A 24,937-nucleotide genomic window follows, 5' to 3' on the forward strand; every position below is an offset into this window, starting at 1 on the left:
TTCCTCTTTTTTATTTTACATTCAACTCTTTTTTAAGTTCTAACACACGAGGGTTAACTTTTGAAATATCGTATTTTCTTTTTTCATCAAAAGTCAATATTTCTCTTGGGTTATTTACAAGAATGTCTTGAATGGCTTCTTCGCTTACACCAACTTGTTTTAATAAAGGAATAAATCTATCAAATAGATAACCTAAACCGAATGTTTGTTTCCCTTTTTCAATACCATAATGTCTTTGATAAAGAATTCTCCCTGCATCTAAAGCCATAGTAATGTGTTTTTGATAACCTTTGTCTACTAAATATTTAATATTTTCAGCTAAAGTTGCATCTGTATAATATTTAACTCTATCTGGTCCATCAAAGCAAAGTGTTACACCTAGTTCTTTAATTATTTTTTCATAATAGTATTTATCTGGGTTTTTATTTAAATGTGATAATTGAATTTTTCTTGGATTTGCACCAAAATCAATTAAGTGTTGTGCCGCTTCATACGCCATAGTTCCTAATTGTGTATGAACTAAAATAGGTGCTCCTGTTTCAATACTTGATCTTGCAGCCACTTCTAATGATTTCAATTCTAATCTATCAATTGCTGCGTATCCTGTTCCAGCTTTAATAATTCCAGCTTTTGATTTTGATCTTTTAACCACAGGTCCACTGTAGTTCATTTCATCCATACCAATTTCAATTTCGGCTTTTACCATTTCTACAATATCATCTATAGGTGCAAGAGATAATCATGAAGCACCTTTATCATAAAATGCTGCTTTGTGAAAACCGGTTGACATAATAATATTAGCTTTCCCTTTTAATTTTTCAGCGATTTCTAACATTTTATATACATCTCTACCAACATTAGGCGGATCCATTGTTACCATAGTTTTCCCACCTTTAGCAATAAATTCGTCCATTTCTTTCAACGCTGCATCTACAGACATCATAACAAAGTCAGGATGTTCATGAGCTTCAGGTCCATAATTTTTAATAAGGTGATCGTGACAATCAACAACTCCTAGTTCTTTAGGATCTATATCTCCTAAAACTGTTCTAGCAAATTTTTTCATATTTCCTCCAATTTTTATACATAAATCATTTTACTATAAAAATTCAATAAAAGCCAAAATTATTATAAAAAATTCAATAATTATTTTTAAAATAGGAAAAAACACTATGTTTTTACTATTTTTTTTCTTTTTTATATAAAAAATGAACTTTTTTGAAATATTAATTGGAGGAAAAAATGGAAATTTATATAACAGGAAAAATTGTTTCAAAAAACAAAAACTATATTATCTTAGACAATAATGGTGTAGGTCATTTATTATATGTTGTAAACACAGATAATTTTATTAAAGGAGAAAATAGAAAAATATATATTTATCATTGAGAAAATGATTTTCAAAGAACAACGTATGGCTTTGAAAATTTTAGAGAAAGAATTTTATTTGAAGATTTAACAACAATTTCAGGAATAGGACCCAAAACTGCATTAGTATTTCTAACAGAAGGATGAGAAAAAGGAATAAACTATATCGCAGAAGGAGACTGAGAAGAAATATCTAAATATCCTTATATTTCGCAAAAAATTGCTAGGCAAATAGTTTTTGAATTTCAAAATAAGTATAAAAAAATATTATTAAATTTAAAAACAAAAGATGAAAAAAATGAGAATTCGCCTTTTAAAGGTGAAATAGGTGAGTATTCCACATTTGAATCTACAGTAAAATTAGATAAAAAAGTAGCTAATGAATTAGAAGATACACTAAAAATTTTAGGCTTTAAAAAGAAACAAATAGACTATGCAATTTCAAGTTTAGAACCTAACGATAATTTAGAATTTTTAGTTGAAGAAGCTATAAAATTAATTTCAAATGCAAGAGAATTTAGAAATCAGGCCTAAAAATTTTGAAGAATTTATAGGTCAAATAGAAGTTATTAAAACATTAAAAGTACTTATTAATTCAGCGCTAAAAAGAAAAAAACCGTTAGATCATATCTTATTTCATGGACCTCCAGGACTAGGTAAGACTACATTAACTAAAATTGTTGCTCAAGAAGTTAATTCACAAATAAAGTTTATTCAAGGGGCTTTATTAGAGAAAAAATCAGACATTTTAGCAGTATTTGGTTCAATTCAAAAAAATGATATTGTTTTTATTGATGAAATTCACTCCATAAATAAAAATGTTGAAGAATTATTATACAGTGCTATGGAAGAATATGTAGTTGATATTCAAATAGGGGTAGATGGAGAAAATAAAATAATGAGAATGAAATTGCCAGAATTTACTTTGATAGGTGCTACTACAATGTTTAATAAAATTAGCCAACCTTTAAAAGATAGATTTGGTTTTATAGCAAAATTAAAATTTTATTCCATACCTGAAATGGTAAAAATTGCTTCAAATTCTATTAATAAATTAAATATTTTTATAGACACAAGCAATTTAGAATACATTGCAAAGTTTTCTAATTATACTCCGAGAATTTTGAATAATATTTTAAAAAGAATAAGGGATTTTTTTCTTTTCGAAAAAACTACTAAAATAGATAAAAATTTAATTGATAGTACACTTAAAAATATCGGAATATATTACAACGGTTTATCAACTTTACATTTAGAATATCTTAATTTATTAGCAAATATTTTTAAACAAAAATCAGCCTCTCTGGATGTATTATCGGGGATATTAAAGGAAAGTAAAGAAAATATATTAAAGAATATAGAGCCTAATTTATTAGAATTAAATCTAGTTGAAAAAACTAGCAAAGGAAGAAAAATAACAGAAAAAGGGGTGAACTATCTAAAAAAATACAATTAAATTTACAATGAAAACAAAAAATTGTTTTATAATATTTTAATAAATTATGAAGAGTTTTTTTAAGAAAATATTTAGTCCCAAAAATTGAAAAAGGTGATTTATTGCTTTTTTCACTTTTTCTTCTGTAATTAGCATAATTACACTGGGTTCAAATTTTTATGTTTCAAAAAACATTAATAAATCAATTGAATACGGAGGCGGAGCTGAAGTATTGGTTCAAGTTACTACTGATGAAAATGAAGTAAGTAGTGAAATAATTAAAAGAGCGGATCAATCAATTTTTAATAGATTAACAGGGGGATCTGGTTTAAATGGAACGCAAGTTTCTATAGAAGGCGATGCTAGAATTAGAATTTCTAAAAGTGGAATATCGACTAATGAAGAAATTCAAGCTTTTACAAATGAAGTAATATCAAAGCAACACGTAATAATAACTGATATTAATAATAAACCTTTATTTTTTAATGAAAAATTTGTTTCAGATTTAACATTAGATTTTAATGATTTAGATAGTTGAAAAGAAAATGATTATATTGCGCCTTTTGCACCAGGAGGAGCGAAGGATGAAATAGATTCTAATAATAGAAATTTAGTTTCTATAAAATTAAAAAATAAAGAAGCGCAATTAGAATGAACTAAAGCGACAGAATATATATCTAAAAAACCAGCAGGACAAAATTTAATATTAGTTTGATTAAATTTAAAGGATTTAATAAATTTTGCTAAATCTAACTATGATATTGAATGAACTCATTCTAATTATAATCCGTATAATTTTGTTTATGTAAATGAAGATCCTAATCCAAAGACAGTAATGGATCAAAATAATCAAGCAACTATAATTCAACCTGTTTTAAAAGAATCTCAGTTTAATGCTAAAAATTATTTAATTTCTTCTGCTCAAGTGAACGAACCTTTATCTGGAGAATCTTTTGTTATTCAGGGGAATTTTACTTCAAGCGCAGCTAAGCAATTAGCGTTAAATATAAATTATGGTACTGATAATTATTCTTTAAAACTTCTTTCTTCATCTTTTGTACCTAAAGATTTAGGAGAAAATGCTTTTAATAGCGCAATAATTGCAGGTTTAGTTTCGGTTTTTATTATTTCCATTTTTATGATAGTTAATTATGGCTTACTAGGAGTAATATCTACTATTTCATTAAGTTTATATATATTTTTAACTTTATTATTGTTTACGACGGTTCGAGGGGAATATTCTCCATCAACTATTGCTGCATTAATAATAGGGATAGGAATGTCTGTAGACGCTAACATTATTTCTTTTGAATTAATAAAAAAAGAAGTATATTTAGGTGCGAACGTTTTAAAAGCGAATAGTAAATCAAATAAATTTTCTTTTTCTACGATTTTAGACTCTAATGTTACAACGCTTCTTGTTGCTGTTATTTTATTTTTCTTTGGTACTAAAGACATCAAAGGATTTGCTATTACATTAATTTTTTCTGTTATTTTTACTTTATTTGTTATGTTATTTTTTACAAAATGAATAACAACATTACTCATTAAAACTGGAGTTTTTGAAAATAATAAATTATTATTAGGAGTAAGGAAAAAATATATTAGTTTATATTCTAGAGGATATACTCCTAAAATAGAAAGACCTAATTATTTATTATATAATAAATTTATTCACTACATACCAATTGTTATTTTTGTTATTGGAATTATTGTATTTACAACTTTTAGCATAATAAATAAAGATATTTCTAAAGGAATGGATTTATCTTTAGAATTTAGTGGTGGAACAAATATTTTAATAGAAACTAATAATAATGATTTTGATTTATTGAATCTAGAAAAATCTAAAAATATACAATTATTTTTAGAAAATAAAGGAATAATTAATAATAGTGGTCAAATTACCATACAAAAAATTGATCAAGAAAAAGATATTTATAATTTAGTAGTTAGAACAAATCAAAATATAACTGAATTATTGTCAACTATAAATACAGAATTATCTAATAATTTTTCAAATATAAATATTATTACTTATAGTATATCTTCAGAAGAAGCTGAAAGTTTAGTTTCAAATGCTATTGTTTCTGTGTTAATTGCGCTTTTAATTGTTATACTTTATATAATTTTTAGAATGAAGTGAACATTCGCTATTTCTGCTATCATCTCTTTATTACACAATGTAATTATTGTATTCTTGATTTTTGTTATTTTTAGATTAGAAATATCTCCAATTTTTATAGCAGCAATTTTATCTATAATTGGTTATTCGGTAAATGATACAATTGTGGTATTCGATAGAATTAAAGAAATATATAAAGAATTAGCTCATAAGGAAGTAAACGACTATGAGAGATTAAAATATATTGTAAATAAAACTATAAAAGAAACAATAAAGAGATCAATTTATACATCTTTAACAACAATATTAACTATTTTAATTTTAATAATATTTAGAGATTCTACCGATTTATACTTTAATATAGCATTAGCTGTCGGTGTTTTATTCGGAACTTATTCTTCATTATTTATAGCAACTAATATTTGGTTATTAATAGAGACAAAGAGAAATAAATTTAAAGCTCAAAGAATTAAAAAGAATTATTGAAATACAGAAAAAATAAAAGAGCAAACTTTCGCTGGTATAAATGATTTCGAAGTATAGAAAGGTAAAATGTTTAGAAAACCTAAGGGAACAAAAGATATTTACGGAAAAAATGCTTTCTTATTTAAAAAAGTGGAAAGTGCTTTTTTTAATGTTTTTAATTCTTGAAATTATAAATATATAGAAACTCCAATTTTTGAAAGTTCAAATTTATTTAAAAGAACATCAGGTAATAGTTCTGATATTGTTAATAAAGAAATGTATTTGTTTAAAGACAAGTCTGAAAGAGAAATGGCGTTACGTCCAGAGGGCACAGCTCCGGTTGTAAGATCAATAATAGAAAATAAATTTTATTTAGAAAATGAAAAATATGCTTATTTTGGACCAATGTTTAGGTATGAAAGACCTCAAAAAGGAAGATTTAGACAATTTTATCAAGCTGGTATTGAACATATTAATAAATCTAGCTATTTAAATGATTTTGAAGTACTAACATTAGCAATAACTTTTCTGGAAAAGTTAAAAATAAAAGATTATGTTTTAGAAATAAATTATTTAGGAACAAAATCTAATAGAGAAAAATATTCAAATGAATTAAAAAAATATTTATTAAATTATAAAAAGTTATTAGAACCAGATTCAATAAATAGATTGGAATCAAATCCATTGAGAATTTTAGATGATAAAAAAGAACAAGAAAAAGACTTTATAAAGAAATCTCCTAAAATAATAGATTTTATAGACAAAGAACAATTAGCAAATTTTAATAATTTAGTAAAAATGTTGGAAATGAACCAGATTCAATATAAAATTAATCCTTATTTAGTAAGAGGATTAGATTATTACGATGAATTGGTTTTTGAATTTGTATCAAACTCTGAATCACTCGGTTCTAAAAGTACCATAATAGCCGGAGGAAGATATAACAATTTATTTACTGAATTGTCAGGTCCTAATTTATCAGCAATTGGTTTAGGTATTGGTGTAGAAAGAATAGCTGAAATATTGGAATTCAACAATTCATTTAAATTTGAAGAAAAAATTGATATTTACGTCGCGAGTTTTAATGAAGATGAATTATTAGTTAATAACTCTTTAATGTATCAACTAAGAAGACATAATATTAAAGTAGAAGGTAACAAAGAAATTTCTAAAATTTCTAAAATATTTAGCAAAGCTAATGCGCTTAATGCTAAATTTATTTTATTCAAAGAGAAAAATCAAGATAAAAACTCATTAACTTTAAAAAATACAAATACAAACCAAAATAAGGAAATATCCATCATAAATTTTCAAGATTTTATAAAGGAAATACATAATGAAATTAGTAAATAATAATCAGTTAACCAAAAATAACATTGGAGAGAAAGTTTCTCTTTTTGGTTGAGTTCATAACATTAGAAAGTTTAAAGAATTTGCCTTTGTGGATCTAAGAGATCGCTGAGGGATTACACAGTTTATTTATAAAACAAACGATTTAAAAATTCAATTAACTAAAGAAAGCGTAGTTAATGTTATAGGTATAGTTCGGGAAAGAAAAGAATATAACAAAGACCTAAAGACTGGTGAAATTGAGGTTATAGCAGAAGAAATCAAGTTATTATCTAAATCCAAAGAATTACCTTTTGAAATTAATGATAATATTAGTGTGTCCGAAGAGCTAAGGCTAAAATATCGTTATTTAGATTTAAGAAGAAATATTTTAAAAAATAATATAATTTTAAAACATAAAATATTTAAGCACTTAAGAGATTTCTTAGATAATGAAGAATTCATTGATATAGAAACGCCTATATTAGCTAAATCAACCCCAGAAGGAGCGAGAGACTTTTTAGTACCAACAAGAAATTATAAACATTTTTTTGCTCTCCCACAGTCTCCACAATTATTTAAACAAATATTAATGGCGGCAGGTTTTGAAAAATACTTTCAATTTGCTAAAGTTTTTAGAGATGAAGATTTAAGAAAAGATAGACAATATGAATTTTTTCAATTAGATATGGAAATGTCTTTTGTGGATGAAATAGATGTTCAAAATTTAGTTGAAAAAATGATGCAATATTTATTTAAAAAATTAGGAATAGATATAAAAATACCTTTTGAAAGAATGCAATATGACTATGCAATTGATAATTATGGAAGTGATAAACCTGATTTAAGGTACGAAAATAAATTAATTAATGCAAATGTTTTAAATAATCCCAATGAATTTTTATTTAAAAATAGTACAACTAAAAGCATATTTTTAGACGATATAGAAATTTCAAAGAAAGAATTTAAATTTTTAGATGAAATAGTTCAAAAAAATAAAGGGAATAGGTTGCTATATTTAAACATTAAAGATGGGGAAATTATCAATTCATCTTTTAAAATAAGTGATTTTTCTCAAATAAAAAATTTTATTATAGACAATGAATTTTTAAATGGAACTTTATTTTTAGTTAATGATGAATATATGAATGTTTGTCAGTCATTAGGAGCATTAAGAGTAGAATTGAATTCATTATTCAAATTAGTTAATGAAAAAATATATAAATTTGCATGAATAGTTGACTGACCGATGTTTGAGTTTGACGAAGAAAATCAAAGATTTGTTGCAGCTCACCACCCTTTTACAATGTTTAAAGAAGAATCTTTAGAAACATTCGAAAAAGATCCTAAAAACGCTAGAGCTAAGGCATATGATTTAGTATTAAATGGTTTTGAAATTGCTGGCGGTTCTATAAGAATACATGATGCAGAACTTCAAAGAAAAATGTTTAAAACTATTTCAATGTCATTAGAAAAAGCGCAAGAACAATTTGGTTTCTTTCTAAATTCTTTAGAATATGGAATTCCACCTCATGGAGGAATCGCTTTAGGTTTAGATCGTTTAATAATGATACTAACTAACTCCGATTCTATAAGAGATGTTATACCATTCCCTGTAAATTCCAAAGGTATTAACTTAATGTTAGAATCCCCTTCTGAAGTTTCAAAAGAGCAATTAGATGAATATTATTTAGATATACAGAAAAAAACACATTAATTAGTTTTATAACTATATATACGCCTATATAAAGGCGTTTTTTTATTTACAAATAAATTATCAAATACATTTTAATATAAATAATACAACATGAAAATTAAAAATTATTCATATTTATTATTAAAAATCAAAAATTTTAATATTTTTTTAAAAAAAATGAATAAATAGTTGTATAATAAAAATGGTCGAAAGACCAATTATTAAGTTTTAAACATTAAAATATATTGTTTTTTAAGTAATTAGTTAATTTTAATTTATTATATTTTTATTTCGTTATTATATTATTATAGTCGCTTATTTCAATATTTTATTTTTATATACAAGCATTTTTTTAATAATTTGTCTCCCCTTTCTTATTTTATAATTATTTAAATTATTGATTTCATGTGAGACTACAATTATCAATTGTTTATCTCCTTTTTATGTTCATTGTTTATAATTTTATGAATAACTAATAAAAACAGAAAGCAGTCTTATAGACTGTTTTTTCATTTCTTTTTTTAGTGTTATAATTTTATAAATTAAGATTGAAATATTACATAAGAGAAATAAGGAGAAAAATGTCAAAAATTACAAGCATTCATGCACGTGAGGTTTTAGATTCTAGAGGAAATCCTACTGTTCAAGTAGAGGTTAAAACAGAATTTGGTGGGTTTGGTTCCGCTATAGTTCCTTCTGGTGCTTCAACAGGAACAAGAGAAGCGTTAGAATTAAGAGATCAAGATAATTCATTTGCAGGAAATTGATTTGGTGGAAAAGGAGTTATGCAAGCTGTTAAGAATGTTAATGAAAAAATAGCTCCTGTTATTTTGGGAATGGAAGTAACAGATCAAAGAAAAATAGACTTAGCAATGATTAAATTAGATGGTACACCATTTAAGAAAAACCTAGGAGCGAATGCAATATTAGGAGTTTCATTAGCAGTTGTAAGAGCAGCCGCAGATGAACTAGACTTGCCGTTATATAAATATATTGGTGGTACAAATGCAAGAAAATTACCAGTTCCTATGTTAAATGTTATTAATGGAGGTGAACACGCTTCAAATACAATAGACTTTCAAGAATTTATGGTTATGCCTTTAGGTGCAAAATCAATGAGAGAAGCTTTACAAATTGCAAATAAAGTATTTCATAATTTAGCTAAACTACTTAAAAAAGCAGGTCATGGTACACAAGTGGGTGATGAAGGTGGATTTGCACCAAACTTAAAATCACATGAAGAAGCTTTAGATTTTTTAGTTGAAGCAATTAAAGTGGCGGGATTTGTTCCAGCTACAAAAGGAGAAAAAGCTGTTGCTATAGCGCTTGATGCTGCTTCATCAGAGTTATATGATGAAAAAACTAAAAAATACACATTTGGTAAACTAAAAGAAGCTATTGAAAGTAAAAAAGAAGGATTTGCTAACTTACAAGATAAAGTAGAATTTACAACAGATGAATTAGTAGAATATTATGGAAAATTATTTGCTAAATACCCTATAATTTCTGTTGAAGATGGATTTGCAGAATCTGATTGAAAAGGATTTAAAAAATTCAATCAAAAATTTGGTTCTACACACCAAATTATGGGAGATGATTTAACTGTAACAAATGCAGCTATTTTATCTGAAGCAATTGCACAATCATCCATTAATTCTATTTTAATCAAATTAAACCAAATAGGTTCTGTTTCTGAAACATTAGACACAATAGAATTAGCTCATAAAGCAGGATTTACAGCAGTTGTTTCTCACCGTTCAGGAGAATCAGAAGATACAACAATCGCTGATTTAGCAGTAGCTGTTAATGCAGGGCAAATAAAAACTGGTTCATTATCTAGAACAGATAGAGTTGCTAAATACAACAGATTATTAGCTATAGAGGAAGAATTGGCTGAAGTAGCTGAATATGATGGAGAAAAAACTTTCCACAACTTAAAAAGAAACGTAAAATAATTTTAAATCGTTTTTTCTAAAAAAGTCTTGTAATGAGGCTTTTTTTCGTTTTTAAATTTCTATTTTATGATAAAATTTAAAAGCAATATTTAGATTGCCTTAGTGGGAGATTTATTCGTTAGTACCACCAAGAGAAGAAAGGATGCTCGCAAAATGGCAAAAGAAGTAGTACGTGTTGCTAAATTGCAATTTAATGCAGGACAAGCAAAACCAGGGCCGGCTCTAGCTGGATTAGGTATTGTTATGCCTGAATTTACAAAACAATTTAACGACCAAACAAGAGATAGAGGTAGTGAACCAGTTCCTGTCGCTATTACAATTTATAAAGATAAATCATTTGATTTCAAACTTTTTACATCACCAGCTTCATATAAAATTAAACAAGCTGCAAAAATAGAATCCGGTTCATCTAATTCCAAAACAAAAATAGTTGCAACTATTACATTAGATCAGTTAAAAGAAATTGCTGAATATAAACTAGTTGATTTAAATACAGATTCATTAGATAAAGCTATGCATACAATCGCAGGAACAGCAAAAAACATGGGTGTTTTAGTTGAGGGTTGAGATGATGTTGTAGCTGCTAAAAAAGAAGCATTAAAACAAGCAAAAGCAAACGCTAAAGCTGCTGCATCTGCCGCAAAATTAGAAGAAGATGCTAAAGCTGCTGCTGAAAATAAAGCATTCGTTGAAGCTGAAGTTATAACAGAAAAAGTAGAAAGTGAAGATAAATAACTATGAGAAAAATTGGTAAAAAACTTCAAAATGTGAAAAAACTTGTTGAAAAAGATAAAGTATATTCACTTGAAGAAGCAATGGAATTAGTAAAGAAAACTTCATACGCAAAATTTGATGCTTCAGTAGATTTAGCAATTAGATTAAATTTAGACACTAGAAAAGCTGATCAACAATTAAGAGGAGCTGTAGTTTTACCGAATGGAACAGGAAAAAGTATAAGAGTTTTAGTTGCTACAGATAATCCAGAAATGCAAAAAAGCTCTAAAGAAGCAGGAGCTGATTTAGTATACACAACCGGAGAATTAGAAGAAGCTTTAAAAAATGACTTATTTGATTTTGATGTAATGGTAGTAGATCCAAAAATGATGCCTGTTTTAGGGAAATATGGAAAAAAACTAGGGCCAAAAGGTTTAATGCCTAACCCAAAAACTGGTACAGTTACTCCTACACCATCCAAAGCAGTAGAAGAATTGAAAAAAGGGAAAGCAAACTATAGAGCTGATAAAAGCGGAATTATTCACTCTTTAATTGGTAAAACATCAATGAGTGTTCAAGCTTTAACTGAAAATGCTCAAACACTTATATCATTAATTAAAAAATTAAAACCAAGTGTTGTAAAAGGAGCTTATATTTTAAACTTAACAGTTTCAGCTTCTATGGGACCTTCTATTAAAATTAAATTTGATTAATTTATTATTTAACAAGTCTTTAAAAAGACTTGTTTTTTTATTGAATAAGGAAAATTATTTTCCAAAATAAGTTAATTTATTTAAAAAATTTTTTTATTTTTTAGATTTCAAGATTTACATAAATATAATTTTTATATAAATAAAAAAAGGAGGGAAAATGAATATTTTTTCAAAAGATTACATTTTTATTAATGAAACTTTTAAAGCAAAAGACGATGTTTTTAAATTCATTGCCAAAAAAGCATTTGAATTAAAAGTTACATTAAGTGAAAAAGATGTTTATGATGCGCTTCTCGAAAGAGAATCACAAGTATCAACTGGTATGGAAAAAGAGTTCGCTATACCACATGCTCAATCAGAAGCTATAAATAAACCCATTTTATTATTTATTAAATCTTCTGAAGGTTTAGAATGAGAAACTTTTGATAATTCTAAAGTTAAATATATGATTTCTATTTTAGTTCCTAAAAATAGCAAAGAAAATATCCATTTAGAAACATTATCTAAAGTTTCAACAATGTTATCGGATGCAGATTTAATTGAAAAACTAAAAAAATTAGAAGATAAGGAAGAAATTTACAATTTATTTAATAATTTTTTAGAGAATAAAGAAGCAAAACAAGTAAATAAAACAGGTAAAAAAGTTGTAGGTATAACTTCTTGTGCAGTCGGTATAGCTCATACATATTTATCTGCAGAAAACTTAGAAAAAAAACTTATCGCTATGGGTTATGAACCTAAAATAGAAACTAGAGGTTCTGTAGGTCCTAAAAATACTTTAAGTTCAAAAGATATAGAAGAAGCGGAATTTGTTATTATTGCAAGCGATGTAAAAATTGATTTAGCTAAATTTAATAATAAAAAACTATATAGTACTTCTACAAAAGAAGCAATTCACAATACAGAAGAAGTTATTAAAAAAGCAGAAAATGCTCCTATTTTTAAACAATCTTCTAATTCATTTAAAAAAGAAGAAACTAAAGATAAAAAAGGGGTTCTAAAACATATTGTTACTGGGATTTCTTACATGATACCATTTGTTATTTTTGGTGGTATTTTAATCGCTCTTTCTTTAGGGATAGGAAAAAGTGTTTATGGAAGTGATTCAGCTGCGCCAAAAGGTGACTTTTTATGGTGATTACTTGAAATTGGTGTAGTGTCATTTACTGTAATGATTGGTATTTTAGGAGCTTACATAGCTTACTCTATAGCTGGTAGAGCAGCAATAATGCCTGCTTTTGTAGTATCAATGGTAGCTAATAATAAAGGATTATTTTATAACATTGGTAATATAGAAGTACAAACACCTATGGGATTCATAGGAGCTGTATTATTTGGAATTTTAGTTGGATATACAGTTAAATGAATAGCAAGTTTTAAAATTCAAAAATCTGTTAGTGCAGTTATTCCGATGTTCATAATACCTATAGGAGTTACACTATTTTATTCATTATTAGTTGTTTTTGTGGTTGGAGCACCAATTGGATGAGTAATGGATAAATTTATAAATAGTTTAAAATCTCTATTTGAAAATAAAAATGGTTCATTAAATATTGGTATTGCATTATTAATTGGTGCATTACTTGGAGGAATGGCTGGATTTGATATGGGTGGACCAATTAATAAAGTAGCCTTCCTAACTTCTACTGCTTTAGTGTCCGAACAAATTTTCGAACCAATGGGAATGGTAGGAGCAGCAATTCCTGTAGCTCCATTAGGAATGGGACTCACAACATTAATATTTAGAAAAAAATTCACTAATGAAGAAAAAACATTAGGTGCATCAGCACTTTTCATGGGATTCATAGGAATTAGTGAAGGAGCAATTCCTTTTGCAGTAGCTGACCCGAAAAGAGTTATAACAGCTAACGTTGTAGGATCTGCTGTAGCAGGGGCTTTAGCTGGATTATTATCAGTAACAAACGCAGCAGCACACGGTGGACCAATTGTTGCTATTTTAGGAGCAGTAGGTTCAAAAGTTCATGGAACTGGTTTAGGTATTTTATACTTTTTCTTAGCTGTAATAGCCGGAACAATTACTACAACATTAATATATGGTTTCTGAAAAGGAAAAAATGTTTTAGAAGAAGTAAATATTCCATTTGTAAAATCTTTTAGAAATAAAATTAATTTAAGAAAAGGAGCAAAAAATGGAAAATAGAAACGAAAAAATCAACAAAATAATTTTTTATGTTCTATTAGCATTTGTTGTAAGCTTTTTAATTATTGGAATTACTTTAGTAGCAATAGGAGTCGGCGATTATCAAACATTTGTAAAACAAACAATTGATCAGGCAAAAACTAAAGTTAATATTGTTGTATTTTTATATGGATTATTCTTTTTAGTTTTAACCTTTTTATTAGCAGTAGTAGAAGGACTATTAGCTAATTCTTTATTTAATAAAAAACTAAAATAATATACATATGAATAAAAATATCATTTTTTTAAAACCTTATTTTAAAAAAGTTATATGAGCTAATACAAATTTAAAAAAGCTTTATAATTTAAATGAAGATATTGGTGAAGCGTGATTAATATCCGCTATTGAAAATTGTGAATCAACAATAGTTGAAAGTGGTGAAAAATTTAGTGATTTTATAAAGAAAAACCCTGAATTTTTTAACTTAACTAAAGAAAGTGTTAAAAATTTTATATATCCAAATTTAACTAAATTTTTAGATGCAAAATTACCTTTAAGTATTCAAGTTCATCCTAATGATGAATATGCTAAAAAATTTAACTCGTTAGGAAAAAATGAATGCTGATTTGTATTAAAAAACAAAGGTAAACCTTTTATTCTAGGTTCTACTACAAAAGAAATAGAGGTTTTTAAATCAGTTATCAACACTAAAGAAACAGAAGAATATCTAAATAAAATTCAATTACAAGAGGGCGACTTTGTTTTTATAGAAGCTGGTTTAATTCATGGAATTCCCGAAAATACAATGGTATATGAATTACAACAATCTAGTGATATAACTTATCGTTTATATGATTATGACAGAAAAGATGCTTTAGGTAATAAAAGAGAAATTCATGTTAAAGAGTCTTTAGATACTATGAAATTGGACATAAAACCTGAAATTCAAAAACGGTTAAATGATAAAGGTTTTTACAACACAAAACAATTTAATTTAACTAAAATAGAATTAAATGGTAACTATCAAAAAATAAATACTTCAATGGCAAAACACTGTCTAGAAGTAGTTGTTTTTGAAGGTGAAGGACTTATTGATAAAAAACACTCTATAAAAAAAGGAGATGTATTTATCGTAAGTAAAAATACAAAAGAAATAGAAATAAGTGGAAACATTAAGCTTTTTTTAAACTATTTATAATATCAAAAATATCCTCTCTATTAATTTAGGGGATATTTTTTACAATTAAAATAATAAATAATTAAAAAATCAAAATATTATTATAAAATAAAATAATATGAATTATGATGCAAGTAGTTTAAAGGTTTTAAAAGGATTAGAAGGAGTTAGAAAACGTCCTGGAATGTATATAGGATCAACTGATGTAAATGGATTACATCATTTGGTTTGAGAAATAGTTGATAACGCTGTCGACGAAAGTTTAGCAGGATTTGCAACTAAGATCGAAGTAACGCTAAATATTGATGGCTCTATAACTGTTGAAGATGATGGTAGAGGTATTCCAATTGATAAACATGAAAGTGGCTTAACAGGTGTTGAATTAGTTTTTAGTGAATTACATGCCGGAGGAAAATTTTCAGAAGGAGCTTATAAAACTTCTGGAGGATTGCATGGTGTAGGATCATCTGTTGTTAATGCTTTATCTAAATGGTTAAAAGTTTCAGTTTTTAAAAACGGAAATGAATATTTTACTGAATTTGAAAATGGTGGTCAAATAAAAACCAACACTAAAATTATTTCTAAGAGCAATAAAAGAGGAACAAAAGTTCATTTTATGCCCGATTATGAAATTTTTAAAAAATCCAAATTTTCTTTTGAAACTATTAGTGAAAGACTAAGAGAATCTTCTTTTTTACTAAAAGGAATAGTTATCAAAATTACTGATAAAAACACTGACAAAAGTGAAGAATTTAAGCATGAAAATGGTATAAAAGCCTTTGTTGAGTTTATAAATGATTCTAAAGTTGTTATTAACAAAAATATTGCTACTTTTAGTGATAACAAAAACAAAATAGAAGTAGAATTCGGTTTTCAATATACAGAAAGTTTTTCCGAATCAATTATTTCATTTGTTAATAATGTAAAAACAAAAGATGGTGGAACACACGAAAGCGCAGCTAAAAGCGCATTTACAAAAGTTTTCAATGAGTTTGCACAAGAAAAAAACATTTTAAAAGGAAAAACAACAGCTTTTGATGGAATGGATATAAGAGAAGGATTAACTTTAATATTATCTTTAAAAGTTCCTGAATCAATATTAGAATTTGTTGGGCAAACAAAAGATAAGTTAGGGACACCTGAAGCAAAAAATGTTGTTGAGGAAGTTGTCTCAAGAGAGCTTAAGTTTTGAATAAACGAAAACAAAGAAGAAAGTTTAAAAATACTAGAAAAAATTAAAAAGTCTTTTGATGCAAGAAATGCCGCTAGGTTAGCAAGAGCTGAAGTGAGAAAAACAAAAGATGCCTTAAGCGAGAAAAAAATTCTTTCAGGTAAATTAACTCCTGCTCAAAGCAAAAAAGTTGAAGAAAAAGAATTGTTTTTAGTCGAAGGAGACTCAGCGGGTGGTAGTGCCAAATTAGGTAGAGATAGAAAAACACAAGCAATTTTACCTTTAAGAGGAAAAGTTATAAATGCTGAAAAATCTAAATTATTAGAAATACTTAAAAACGAAGAAATAGCTACACTAATAAACACTATTGGAGCAGGTGTTGGTAACGATTTTAATATAAAAAATGCACAATATGGAAAAATTATCATAATGACCGATGCCGATACAGATGGTGCGCATATTCAAATCTTACTACTAACTTTCTTATTTAGATATATGAAGCCTTTAATTGAATATGGAAGAGTTTATATAGCTCAACCTCCTTTATATAAAATAAGTCAAAAAAATAAAAATAAAATTGAATATGCTTGAACTGATGAAGAATTAAGGGATATTGTAAAAAACAAAAGCAGTTTTGACATCCAAAGATATAAAGGATTAGGGGAAATGAACGCTGATCAATTATGAGAAACTACTATGGATCCAGAAACTAGAACATTAATTAAAGTTTCAATAGAGGATATAGCTATTGTTGAAAGAAGAGTCTCAATTTTAATGGGTGACAAAGTTGAATTAAGAAAAGAATGAATAAATAAAAATGTAGATTTTTCATTAGAAGATGATTTTCAAATCAATAAATCAAATAACATAGGAGAAAATAGCGATTATGAAAAATAAAGAAATATTTCTTGCTAAATCTTTAGATGCTATTTTGTCTGATAGATTTGGAAGATATTCTAAATACATAATTCAACAAAGAGCACTACCTGATGCTAGAGATGGTTTAAAACCTGTACAAAGAAGAATTCTATATTCAATGTGAGAATTAGGTTTAAAAAGTGACAAATCTTTTAAAAAATCAGCTAGAGTTGTTGGGGATGTTATTGGTAAGTACCACCCTCACGGAGATTCATCGATATATGAAGCGATGGTTCGTTTAGGTCAAGAATGAAAAATGAACGTTCCTTTAGTAGAAATGCACGGAAATAAAGGATCAATAGATGATGATCCCGCAGCTGCGATGCGTTATACAGAAATAAGACTTGAAACTATTACAAATTTAATGCTTGAATCGATTGATAAAAATACAGTTAATTTTGCACCTAATTTTGATGACACCGAAGAAGAACCGATAGTTCTACCTGCATTAATCCCAAATTTATTAATTAATGGTGCTAAAGGTATTGCTTCAGGTTTTGCTACCGAAATACCACCACATAATCTTGCAGAAATTTTAGACGCTACAATTGCTAAAATAAAAAATCCTTTTATAGAACTAAGAAAATTGTTTGAAATAGTTAAAGGTCCGGATTTTCCTACCGGAGGAAAAATCTACGGAAATAAAGGAATATTAGAAGCTTTTGAAAAAGGTCAAGGAAGAATAACTTTAGTTTCTAAATATAGAATAAATGAAGAAAAAAATAAGAAAAGTATAGAAATTTACGAAATTCCTTTTGGTGTTATTAAATCCAAATTAGTAAAAGATATTGATGAAATAAGGATAGAAAAAAAAGTAAGTGGAATTAAAGAAGTTAGAGATCAATCGGATAGAAATGGTATTTCCATTATGATTGAATTAGAAAATGATGCTAAAACGGATTTAATTTTAAATTATTTACTTTTGAAAACAGAAATGAAAATCTATTATTCTTATAATTCAATAGCAATTAAAGATAATGCACCAAAATTAATGTCTTTAAACGAGATGTTAGATGCATATTTATCACACGTAAAAGAATTTAAAATAAAAGAAATAAAATTTGATTTAGAAAAAGATAAAAGAAAATTAGAAATAACATTAGCTTTAATCAAAGTTGGCGATATTACAGACCAAGTCATAAAAATCATAAGAGACTCTGATAATTCCAAAAAAGGCGTTATTGAAGCGCTTATGAAAAATTTTTCTTTTAGTGAAATACAAGCAACTGCAATAGCAGAAATGAGACTATATAGACTTTCAAGAATAGATCAACAACTTTATATCGATGAAAAAAACATTTTAGAAAAAAGAATTGAAAGAAACAATGATTTAATTAATAATGAAAATTCATTTAATAAATATTTAATTGATATTTTTACAGATATAAAGAAAAAATACGGAAAAGCAAGAAAAACAGAAATTTTTGAAGAAGAATTTAAAGTAGAAATAAATCAAGAAGAATTAATAGCAAATGAAGTATTTTATATCGGAATATCAAAAGATGGTTATTTAAAAAAAATAACTTTAAAAACTTTTGATTCTAATGAAATTAATAATTACTTTTTAAAAGAAAAAGATCCTTTACTATTTTTAGATAAAGTAGAATCTAAAAATAAATTATTACTTTTTACTAACTTAGGAAATTATATTTACTTACCTTCGCATAAAATAGAGGAATCTAAATGAAAAGATGTTGGTGTACATATAAATAGTTTTGTTTCTTTAAAAAATAACGAGAAAATAGTAAGTGTGATTTTAGTTAAAGATTTTAATGAGAAAAAATATGTAACTTTAATAACATCACAAGGAATAGGGAAGAGAGTTTTATTAAAAGATTTTGAGGTATCTCGATTTAATAAAACAATTACAGCATTAAAAATCAAAAATGATCAAGACTATTTAGTAAACGCAAAACTTAGTGATAATTATAAAGACATTGTCATTATAACTAATGAAGGAAAAGCTGTTAGATTTGGAGAAATCGATATTCCAACATACAACACAAATTCTGCAGGTGTAAAACTTATTTCACTATCAAAAGAAACGTTTGTTGTTTCCTTTGCTTTAATAGAAGATAAACAAGATTTACTATTATTTTCTAATAAAGCTCAATTTAAAAAAATAAGAACAGAAGATATCTTATTTTCTAATAAAACAACACAAGGAAAAACAATTTTTAGTCAAAATAAGCAATCAAAAATCATTATCTCAGATGCTTTAGTGTTAACTAAAAATGATAAAATTTTAATCTTTGATCAAGATAAAAATCATGAATTCTTTGATTTAAATTCAGTAAATTATTCTAAAATAGATGAAGGGTTTTCTAATAGTAAAAATAAAAATTCCTTTTATGTAGCTAAAATAAATGCACAAACACTAGAACAAGATATTTTAGAAGAAAATAATGTAAATTCAGTTTTAAAAACAGAAAAAAATAAAGTAAAATCTCCATCTTTAAAAAACGAAAACAAAAAAGTTTTAACTGAAGAAGAGAGAATTAAGAAAGCAGAAGAAAAACTTAAAAAATTAGATGAGTTAAATATAGACGAATTAATGAAAAAATTTAATGAAAAAAATAAATAAATATTATTAAAAAGGAAAAAGATGAAAAAATATTGAAAATTATTATCATTACCAGTTTTATTTTTATCAAGTCCATTATATGTTTCTTGTGTAAAAAATGAAACAGTGAAAAATAATGGTGAAGAAACAAAAAATACAGAAAAAACAGAAACAGAAGCAAATAATAAAAACCCCGACACAAACACTACTAGTTCAAGCAAAAAAGAAAATTTAAACAATACCGCTTCCGAAAAAGAAAAACCAAACACTTCAAGTGAAAAAGAAGAAGTAAATAATGATACAACAGAAAATAAACAATATGAAGTTTTAGCAAAGGCAACCAAATTTCAATTAACTATAGATAGTTCATTAAATAGAATTAACTTCACTATAATACTAAATAAAGAACTAGAAAACTATTCAAATTATAATAAATTTAAATTACTTGTTAATGATAAAGAGTATGAAATATCAGAAATTAACCAAGATCATGGTACTAACCAATATTCAGGTTACATTGAAGTAGAAACAAAAGGAAATTATAAAGTAATTGGTATAAAAAACAGCAAAAATCAAATCATTTATAGTAACAATGAGAATAATCCAGAAGGAATTTCTGTTACAGTCTAAAGATTAGAACTTATACTATAAAATTTAAAATATAATGTACTAAAAAAACGTAAAAAAGTTAATTTTTTATGTTCCCTGAATGCAAAATCAAGTGCACCACTATAATGTAAAATTAAAAAGTGGTTGCACTTGATTTTTTAAATAAAAAACAGCCCCATAAAAATTTAAGACAACATACTTTTTATTGAAAGGATCATATGAATTATAATACAACAAAGCATTATTCGCATTTAAATGCTGAAAAAGATTTTTAATAGAGAAATTGTTTTATAAAAATATTCAATTAGACAAATTGCTAATTTTCTTAATATCAATCATTCAACAGTGTCAAGAGAATTAAAAAGAAATTCAAATTTTTACGGATTTTATGATCATTTAATAGCAAATGAAAAAGCTAAAATAAGACATAAACATAAAAGATTGTTTTTCTTTTCTCAAATGGATGATTATAAAGAATTTAGCAAACTTATTAAAGATAATTTTAACAAAGCAACATGCGGAATAAAAATGACTTACAACCTAATAAAAGAAGGTGTTAAAAACATTAAAATCCCTTCACTAAGGACTGTTTTTAATTGGATTAACACAGGAAAATGAGTATTAACTAATAAAGATAGATTAAGAAAGCACTATACAAAAGGCGGAAAAAGAAAAAATAACGTTATTGAAAGACTTGTGCAGTCAAAGTATGTATTTCCTATTTGAGCTAGACCTAAACACATTGATTTAAGAGAAACATTTGGGCATTGAGAGGGTGATTTAGTTATAGGTAAAAAATCCGCAGGCCATTCTAGTCTTTTAACTTTAGTTGAGAGAAAAAGCAGATTAGGAATAATTGTAAAAGTTTCAAGTAAAAACCCTTTTACATTAATAAAGTGCTTTATGAAAGAATAAATACACTAGAATTACCTGTTGAAAGTATTACTTTTGATAATGGAATTGAATTTAATGCGGTTGGAATATTAGCGAAAAAATTAGGAATTAAAATTTATAAAGCCGATAAATACGCTTCTTTTCAAAGAGGAACCAATGAAAATTTTAACGGAATTATAAGAAGGGTTTATAAAAAGGGACTGATTTTAATAAAGTCTATCGAGAAGAAATATTAAATCTTGAAAAAGAATAAATTTTATGAATAGAGACATACTAGAAGGAAAATGCGCTTTTGACATATATGAAGAAGAAATAGAAAGATTAAATAAATATTAATTAAAACTATTAAAAATTACAAGATTATTACAAGAAAATAATGAAAGGGTCGAAAAATTTCGCCCCATAATTTTTATTAACTTCATTAATAAAAAACCGCTTTACAAGCGGAATTAAAAGAAGGGGGATATCCCCTTCCCCCTTAATAGTAAATAAGGGGTATAAAATATTGTAAATTGTAGTACAATGTTTTTATAATAAAAACTACTGGTGCACTTCAATTTGCATTTTAGGAATGCAAGTTAATTCTTGCATTTTTATCATATTATGAAGAAAAAAATAATAATTCATATTGATATAGATTCCTTTTTTGTTTCAGCAGAGAGAAAAAATAATTCCTTTTATAAAGATAAACCTACAGCTATAAGCTATAATAAAAATAATTCAATTGCAGTTTCTCTTTCTTATGAAGCTAAAGAAAGGGGAGTAAAAGTGCCTTGAAAATTAGGTGAAATTAGAAAAATAATTCCAGATATTATTGTTGTAGAACCTAATTACAATTTATATTTAAATGAATCAATAAATTTTTTTAATTTTTTAAAAACAAAATATACCAAAAAAATAGAGATTGTATCAATAGATGAGTGTTATTTAGACATAACAGATATAGTTAATAAAAATACTGATTTGAACATTTTTTTAAAAAAAATGCAGCAAGAAGTATTTAACTTTACAAAATTACCTGTATCGATAGGATTATCATACAATAAATTTCTAGCTAAAATGAGTACTAATTTAGCTAAACCCTTTGGAACTAAAATAACTAATTATAACGAAATAAAAACAAATATATTACCATTAGAAATAGAAAAGTGTTATGGAATAGGAAAGCATTCACTGCCTAAAATAAAGGAATATAAAATCTTTACTATAAAAGATTTTCTAGTTAAATTATTAACGGATAAGATGTTTTTGAATTGAATGGGAAAAAGAGGGATTGACTATATAAATAATTTAACAAAAGAAGGAGATAATGTTGTTAATTTCGTAGAAGAAGATCAAAAAATAATATCACAGCAAATAACTTTTGATGAGGACAAAAAATTAAAAGAAAGAGAAACGATTTTATTACATATAAAATATATTATTAAAAATTTAACTTTAAGTATGCAAAACAAAATGTTAGAAGCGCAAGCTTTATTTTTAGTTTTAAATATAAAATCCGATCAAAAAAAGAAAAAAAGAATTAAATTTTCTCATCCGACAAATGATTTTGATTATGCCTTTGGAGTAGCTATAAAAGCATTTGATGAAGTTTGAAACGAAGATGAAATAAGGTTTTTAACTTGTGGATTTACTAATTTAATAAAAGAAAGCTCACAAAAATCTTTGTTAGATAACACTAAAGAAAATAAAAACAATAAAGTTAATGAAATTATGAAAAAAGTAAATCTAATATTAAAAGAAAAAAAAGTAATTTCTTTAGAAGAACATAATAAAAATATAATAAAAAATAAATCTATTAAAGTAAGGACGTTTGGTATTAATAATAAAATTAAATAGTTTTTTTATTATAATTAATATTATTATTTATGTAAATTAGGAGTAAAAATGAAAAAAGTGAGAACTAGATATGCACCAAGTCCGACAGGTTATTTACATATAGGAGGGGCTAGAACTGCATTATTTTCTTATTTGTTTGCAAAACATCAAAATGGAGATTTTATTGTAAGGATAGAAGATACTGATGTGGCTAGAAATGTGGAAAATGGCGAAGAATCTCAATTAAAAAATTTAGCTTGATTAGGGATAATTCCTGATGAATCACCTATTAATCCAAACTCAAAATATGGTAAATATAGACAAAGCGAAAAATTAGAGAGATATAATGAATTAATTAATTATCTAATTGATAAAGAATTAGCATATAAGGCTTATGATACTAGTGAAGAACTAGAATTGCAAAGAAAAGAACAAGAGTCAAAAGGTATTTTTAGTTTTAGATATGATAAGAATTGATTAAAAATTTCTGAAGAAGAAAAAAATAAAAGAGATGCTAGTGGTGAATATTCTGTAAGAATATCATTGAAAAAAAATAAAGAATATTCTTGAGAAGATATAGTTATAGGAAAAATTTCTGTTAATTCTGATGATATTGGTGATTGAGTAATAAGAAAATCAGATGGTTTCCCTACTTATAATTTTGCAGTTGTAGTGGATGATCATGATATGGAAATAACACACGTTTTAAGAGGTGAAGAACATATTACAAATACACCTAAACAACTGGCTGTTTATGATGCTTTTAATTGAGAAACTCCTGAATTTGGACATCTAACAATAATCACAAATATGGAAGGTAAAAAATTATCTAAAAGAGATAATTCTGTAAAGCAATTTATTGAAGATTATAAAAATGAAGGTTATATTCCAGAAGCAATATTTAATTTTTTAACTTTATTAGGTTGAACAAGTGAAGATGCTAAAGAATTAATGGAACCAGAAGAAATTATTAAAAAATTTGACTATAAAAGATTATCTAAGTCTCCATCGAAATTTGATATAAAAAAAATGGAATGATTTTCTAAGCAATACTTAAAGCAAACCCCTAATGATTTTATAAAGGAAAAATTAAGTATAGAAGTAAATAACGAGTGAAATGATTTATTCGTTGAAACATATAAGCAAAGTGCAACTACTTTTAAAGACTTAAAAAAAGCTTTAGAATTTTATAAAAATCCAAAAGAGATAACTAAAGAATTTATATCAAATCACCCTTTAAATGTTCTTTTAATAAAAGAATTTTACACAAATTTAGAAAATAATATTTTTTCTATTGAAGGAATACAAAACTCTATTGATCAAACAAAAATTAGTACTAATTTAACCGGGAAAAACTTGTTTATGCCTATAAGGCTAGCTACAACTTTAGAAGAACATGGACCAGAATTAGCTAAGTCTATATATTTATTTGGCGAAAAAATAGTAAAAGAAAGACTTAAAAAATGACTATAAGATTTCTAACTAAAATGATAAAAGATAGTGATGAAAAAGTAGTAGACTTTACTTCGCAACTAAAGTTAGATTACTGAGAAGATTATGAAGCGTATATTTTTAGTGATCCTAACTCTAATACAGAAATTAGAATAGAAATATCAGAAAAAAAGATAAATATTTTTCAAAGTTATGCAACTGTTAATTTGGAGTTAAATAAAGATTTACCTTCAACATTAAGTACAGAATATGGAAATTTAAATTTTATATATAGAATGCTAGAATTTAAAAAAGAAGAAAATTATATTTATTTTAATTACGACTTATTTTTTGCAGATAAAAAGTTTATTTCCAATCATACTGTGGAATTATTTATAAATAAATAGTTATTATT

General features: G+C 25.9%; 20 protein-coding genes. 19 read left to right on the forward strand and 1 reads right to left on the reverse strand.

Annotated elements, in window-relative coordinates; genetic code table 4:
- Window positions 1-10 precede the first annotated feature (10 nt).
- On the reverse strand, window positions 11-1,066 hold the full coding sequence (locus NX772_RS00755) for a phospho-furanose lactonase (protein ID WP_027123156.1): 1,056 nt from the start codon (window positions 1,064-1,066) through the stop codon (window positions 11-13).
- A 176-nt stretch (window positions 1,067-1,242) separates the two neighbouring features.
- Between NX772_RS00755 and ruvA the strand changes: the two genes are divergently transcribed.
- The 19 genes from ruvA (at window position 1,243) to NX772_RS00850 (ending at window position 24,929) form a co-directional block, all read left to right on the forward strand.
- Window positions 1,243-1,902 (forward strand): Holliday junction branch migration protein RuvA, encoded by a 660-nt coding sequence (gene ruvA / locus NX772_RS00760; protein WP_027123155.1) that lies wholly within the window; start codon window positions 1,243-1,245, stop codon window positions 1,900-1,902.
- Window positions 1,874-2,824 carry a Holliday junction branch migration DNA helicase RuvB gene (gene ruvB, locus NX772_RS00765; RefSeq protein ID WP_027123154.1) on the forward strand — a complete coding sequence of 317 codons (951 nt, stop codon included), beginning with the start codon at window positions 1,874-1,876 and terminating at the stop codon, window positions 2,822-2,824. The genes ruvA and ruvB overlap by 29 nt, the downstream gene beginning before the upstream one ends.
- Before the next feature lie 46 nt (window positions 2,825-2,870).
- The gene (gene secDF / locus NX772_RS00770) at window positions 2,871-5,471 is read left to right on the forward strand and encodes a protein translocase subunit SecDF (protein ID WP_027123153.1); all 2,601 of its coding nucleotides are present in this window, start codon (window positions 2,871-2,873) and stop codon (window positions 5,469-5,471) included.
- Window positions 5,472-5,480: 9 nt separating this feature from the next.
- Window positions 5,481-6,746 (forward strand): histidine--tRNA ligase, encoded by a 1,266-nt coding sequence (gene hisS / locus NX772_RS00775; protein ID WP_027123152.1) that lies wholly within the window; start codon window positions 5,481-5,483, stop codon window positions 6,744-6,746.
- The gene (aspS, locus tag NX772_RS00780; protein ID WP_036449992.1) at window positions 6,730-8,439 is read left to right on the forward strand and encodes an aspartate--tRNA ligase; all 1,710 of its coding nucleotides are present in this window, start codon (window positions 6,730-6,732) and stop codon (window positions 8,437-8,439) included. Before hisS ends, aspS begins: the two co-directional genes overlap by 17 nt.
- 560 nt (window positions 8,440-8,999) lie before the next feature.
- Window positions 9,000-10,373, forward strand: coding sequence for a phosphopyruvate hydratase (gene eno, locus NX772_RS00785; protein WP_027123150.1), 1,374 nt, complete (start codon window positions 9,000-9,002; stop codon window positions 10,371-10,373).
- Between the two features lie 153 nt (window positions 10,374-10,526).
- On the forward strand, window positions 10,527-11,108 hold the full coding sequence (gene rplK, locus NX772_RS00790; protein ID WP_027123149.1) for a 50S ribosomal protein L11: 582 nt from the start codon (window positions 10,527-10,529) through the stop codon (window positions 11,106-11,108).
- Between the two features lie 2 nt (window positions 11,109-11,110).
- Window positions 11,111-11,800, forward strand: coding sequence for a 50S ribosomal protein L1 (rplA, locus tag NX772_RS00795; protein ID WP_027123148.1), 690 nt, complete (start codon window positions 11,111-11,113; stop codon window positions 11,798-11,800).
- Between the two features lie 157 nt (window positions 11,801-11,957).
- Complete coding sequence (locus NX772_RS00800; protein ID WP_051542119.1) at window positions 11,958-13,961, forward strand: PTS fructose transporter subunit IIABC; 2,004 nt, start codon at window positions 11,958-11,960, stop codon at window positions 13,959-13,961.
- Complete coding sequence (locus tag NX772_RS00805; protein ID WP_027123147.1) at window positions 13,951-14,217, forward strand: hypothetical protein; 267 nt, start codon at window positions 13,951-13,953, stop codon at window positions 14,215-14,217. Before NX772_RS00800 ends, NX772_RS00805 begins: the two co-directional genes overlap by 11 nt.
- A gap of 7 nt (window positions 14,218-14,224) precedes the next feature.
- Window positions 14,225-15,139 (forward strand): type I phosphomannose isomerase catalytic subunit, encoded by a 915-nt coding sequence (locus NX772_RS00810; protein WP_027123146.1) that lies wholly within the window; start codon window positions 14,225-14,227, stop codon window positions 15,137-15,139.
- Between the two features lie 97 nt (window positions 15,140-15,236).
- A complete protein-coding gene (parE, locus tag NX772_RS00815; RefSeq protein ID WP_027123145.1) occupies window positions 15,237-17,186 on the forward strand; it encodes a DNA topoisomerase IV subunit B in 1,950 nt (649 codons plus the stop codon).
- Window positions 17,176-19,791, forward strand: coding sequence for a DNA topoisomerase IV subunit A (gene parC / locus NX772_RS00820; protein ID WP_036449988.1), 2,616 nt, complete (start codon window positions 17,176-17,178; stop codon window positions 19,789-19,791). The genes parE and parC overlap by 11 nt, the downstream gene beginning before the upstream one ends.
- A gap of 21 nt (window positions 19,792-19,812) precedes the next feature.
- Window positions 19,813-20,400, forward strand: coding sequence for a hypothetical protein (locus tag NX772_RS00825; protein WP_027123143.1), 588 nt, complete (start codon window positions 19,813-19,815; stop codon window positions 20,398-20,400).
- Window positions 20,401-20,724: 324 nt separating this feature from the next.
- Window positions 20,725-21,294 (forward strand): IS30 family transposase, encoded by a 570-nt coding sequence (locus NX772_RS00830; protein ID WP_465223504.1) that lies wholly within the window; start codon window positions 20,725-20,727, stop codon window positions 21,292-21,294.
- Window positions 21,276-21,509, forward strand: a complete 234-nt coding sequence (locus NX772_RS00835) for a hypothetical protein (protein ID WP_259429346.1) — start codon at window positions 21,276-21,278, stop codon at window positions 21,507-21,509. The genes NX772_RS00830 and NX772_RS00835 overlap by 19 nt, the downstream gene beginning before the upstream one ends.
- Before the next feature lie 367 nt (window positions 21,510-21,876).
- A complete protein-coding gene (locus NX772_RS00840; RefSeq protein ID WP_027123426.1) occupies window positions 21,877-23,112 on the forward strand; it encodes a Y-family DNA polymerase in 1,236 nt (411 codons plus the stop codon).
- 48 nt (window positions 23,113-23,160) lie between these two features.
- Window positions 23,161-24,564 (forward strand): glutamate--tRNA ligase, encoded by a 1,404-nt coding sequence (gene gltX / locus NX772_RS00845; RefSeq protein WP_259429384.1) that lies wholly within the window; start codon window positions 23,161-23,163, stop codon window positions 24,562-24,564.
- Window positions 24,555-24,929: a hypothetical protein gene (locus NX772_RS00850; protein WP_027123428.1), complete on the forward strand. Its 375-nt coding sequence runs from the start codon at window positions 24,555-24,557 to the stop codon at window positions 24,927-24,929. Before gltX ends, NX772_RS00850 begins: the two co-directional genes overlap by 10 nt.
- Window positions 24,930-24,937 lie beyond the last annotated feature (8 nt).

It is taken from the genome of Mesomycoplasma molare (assembly GCF_024918955.1).
Taxonomy (GTDB): Bacteria; Bacillota_I; Bacilli_A; order Mycoplasmatales; family Metamycoplasmataceae; genus Mesomycoplasma_A; species Mesomycoplasma_A molare.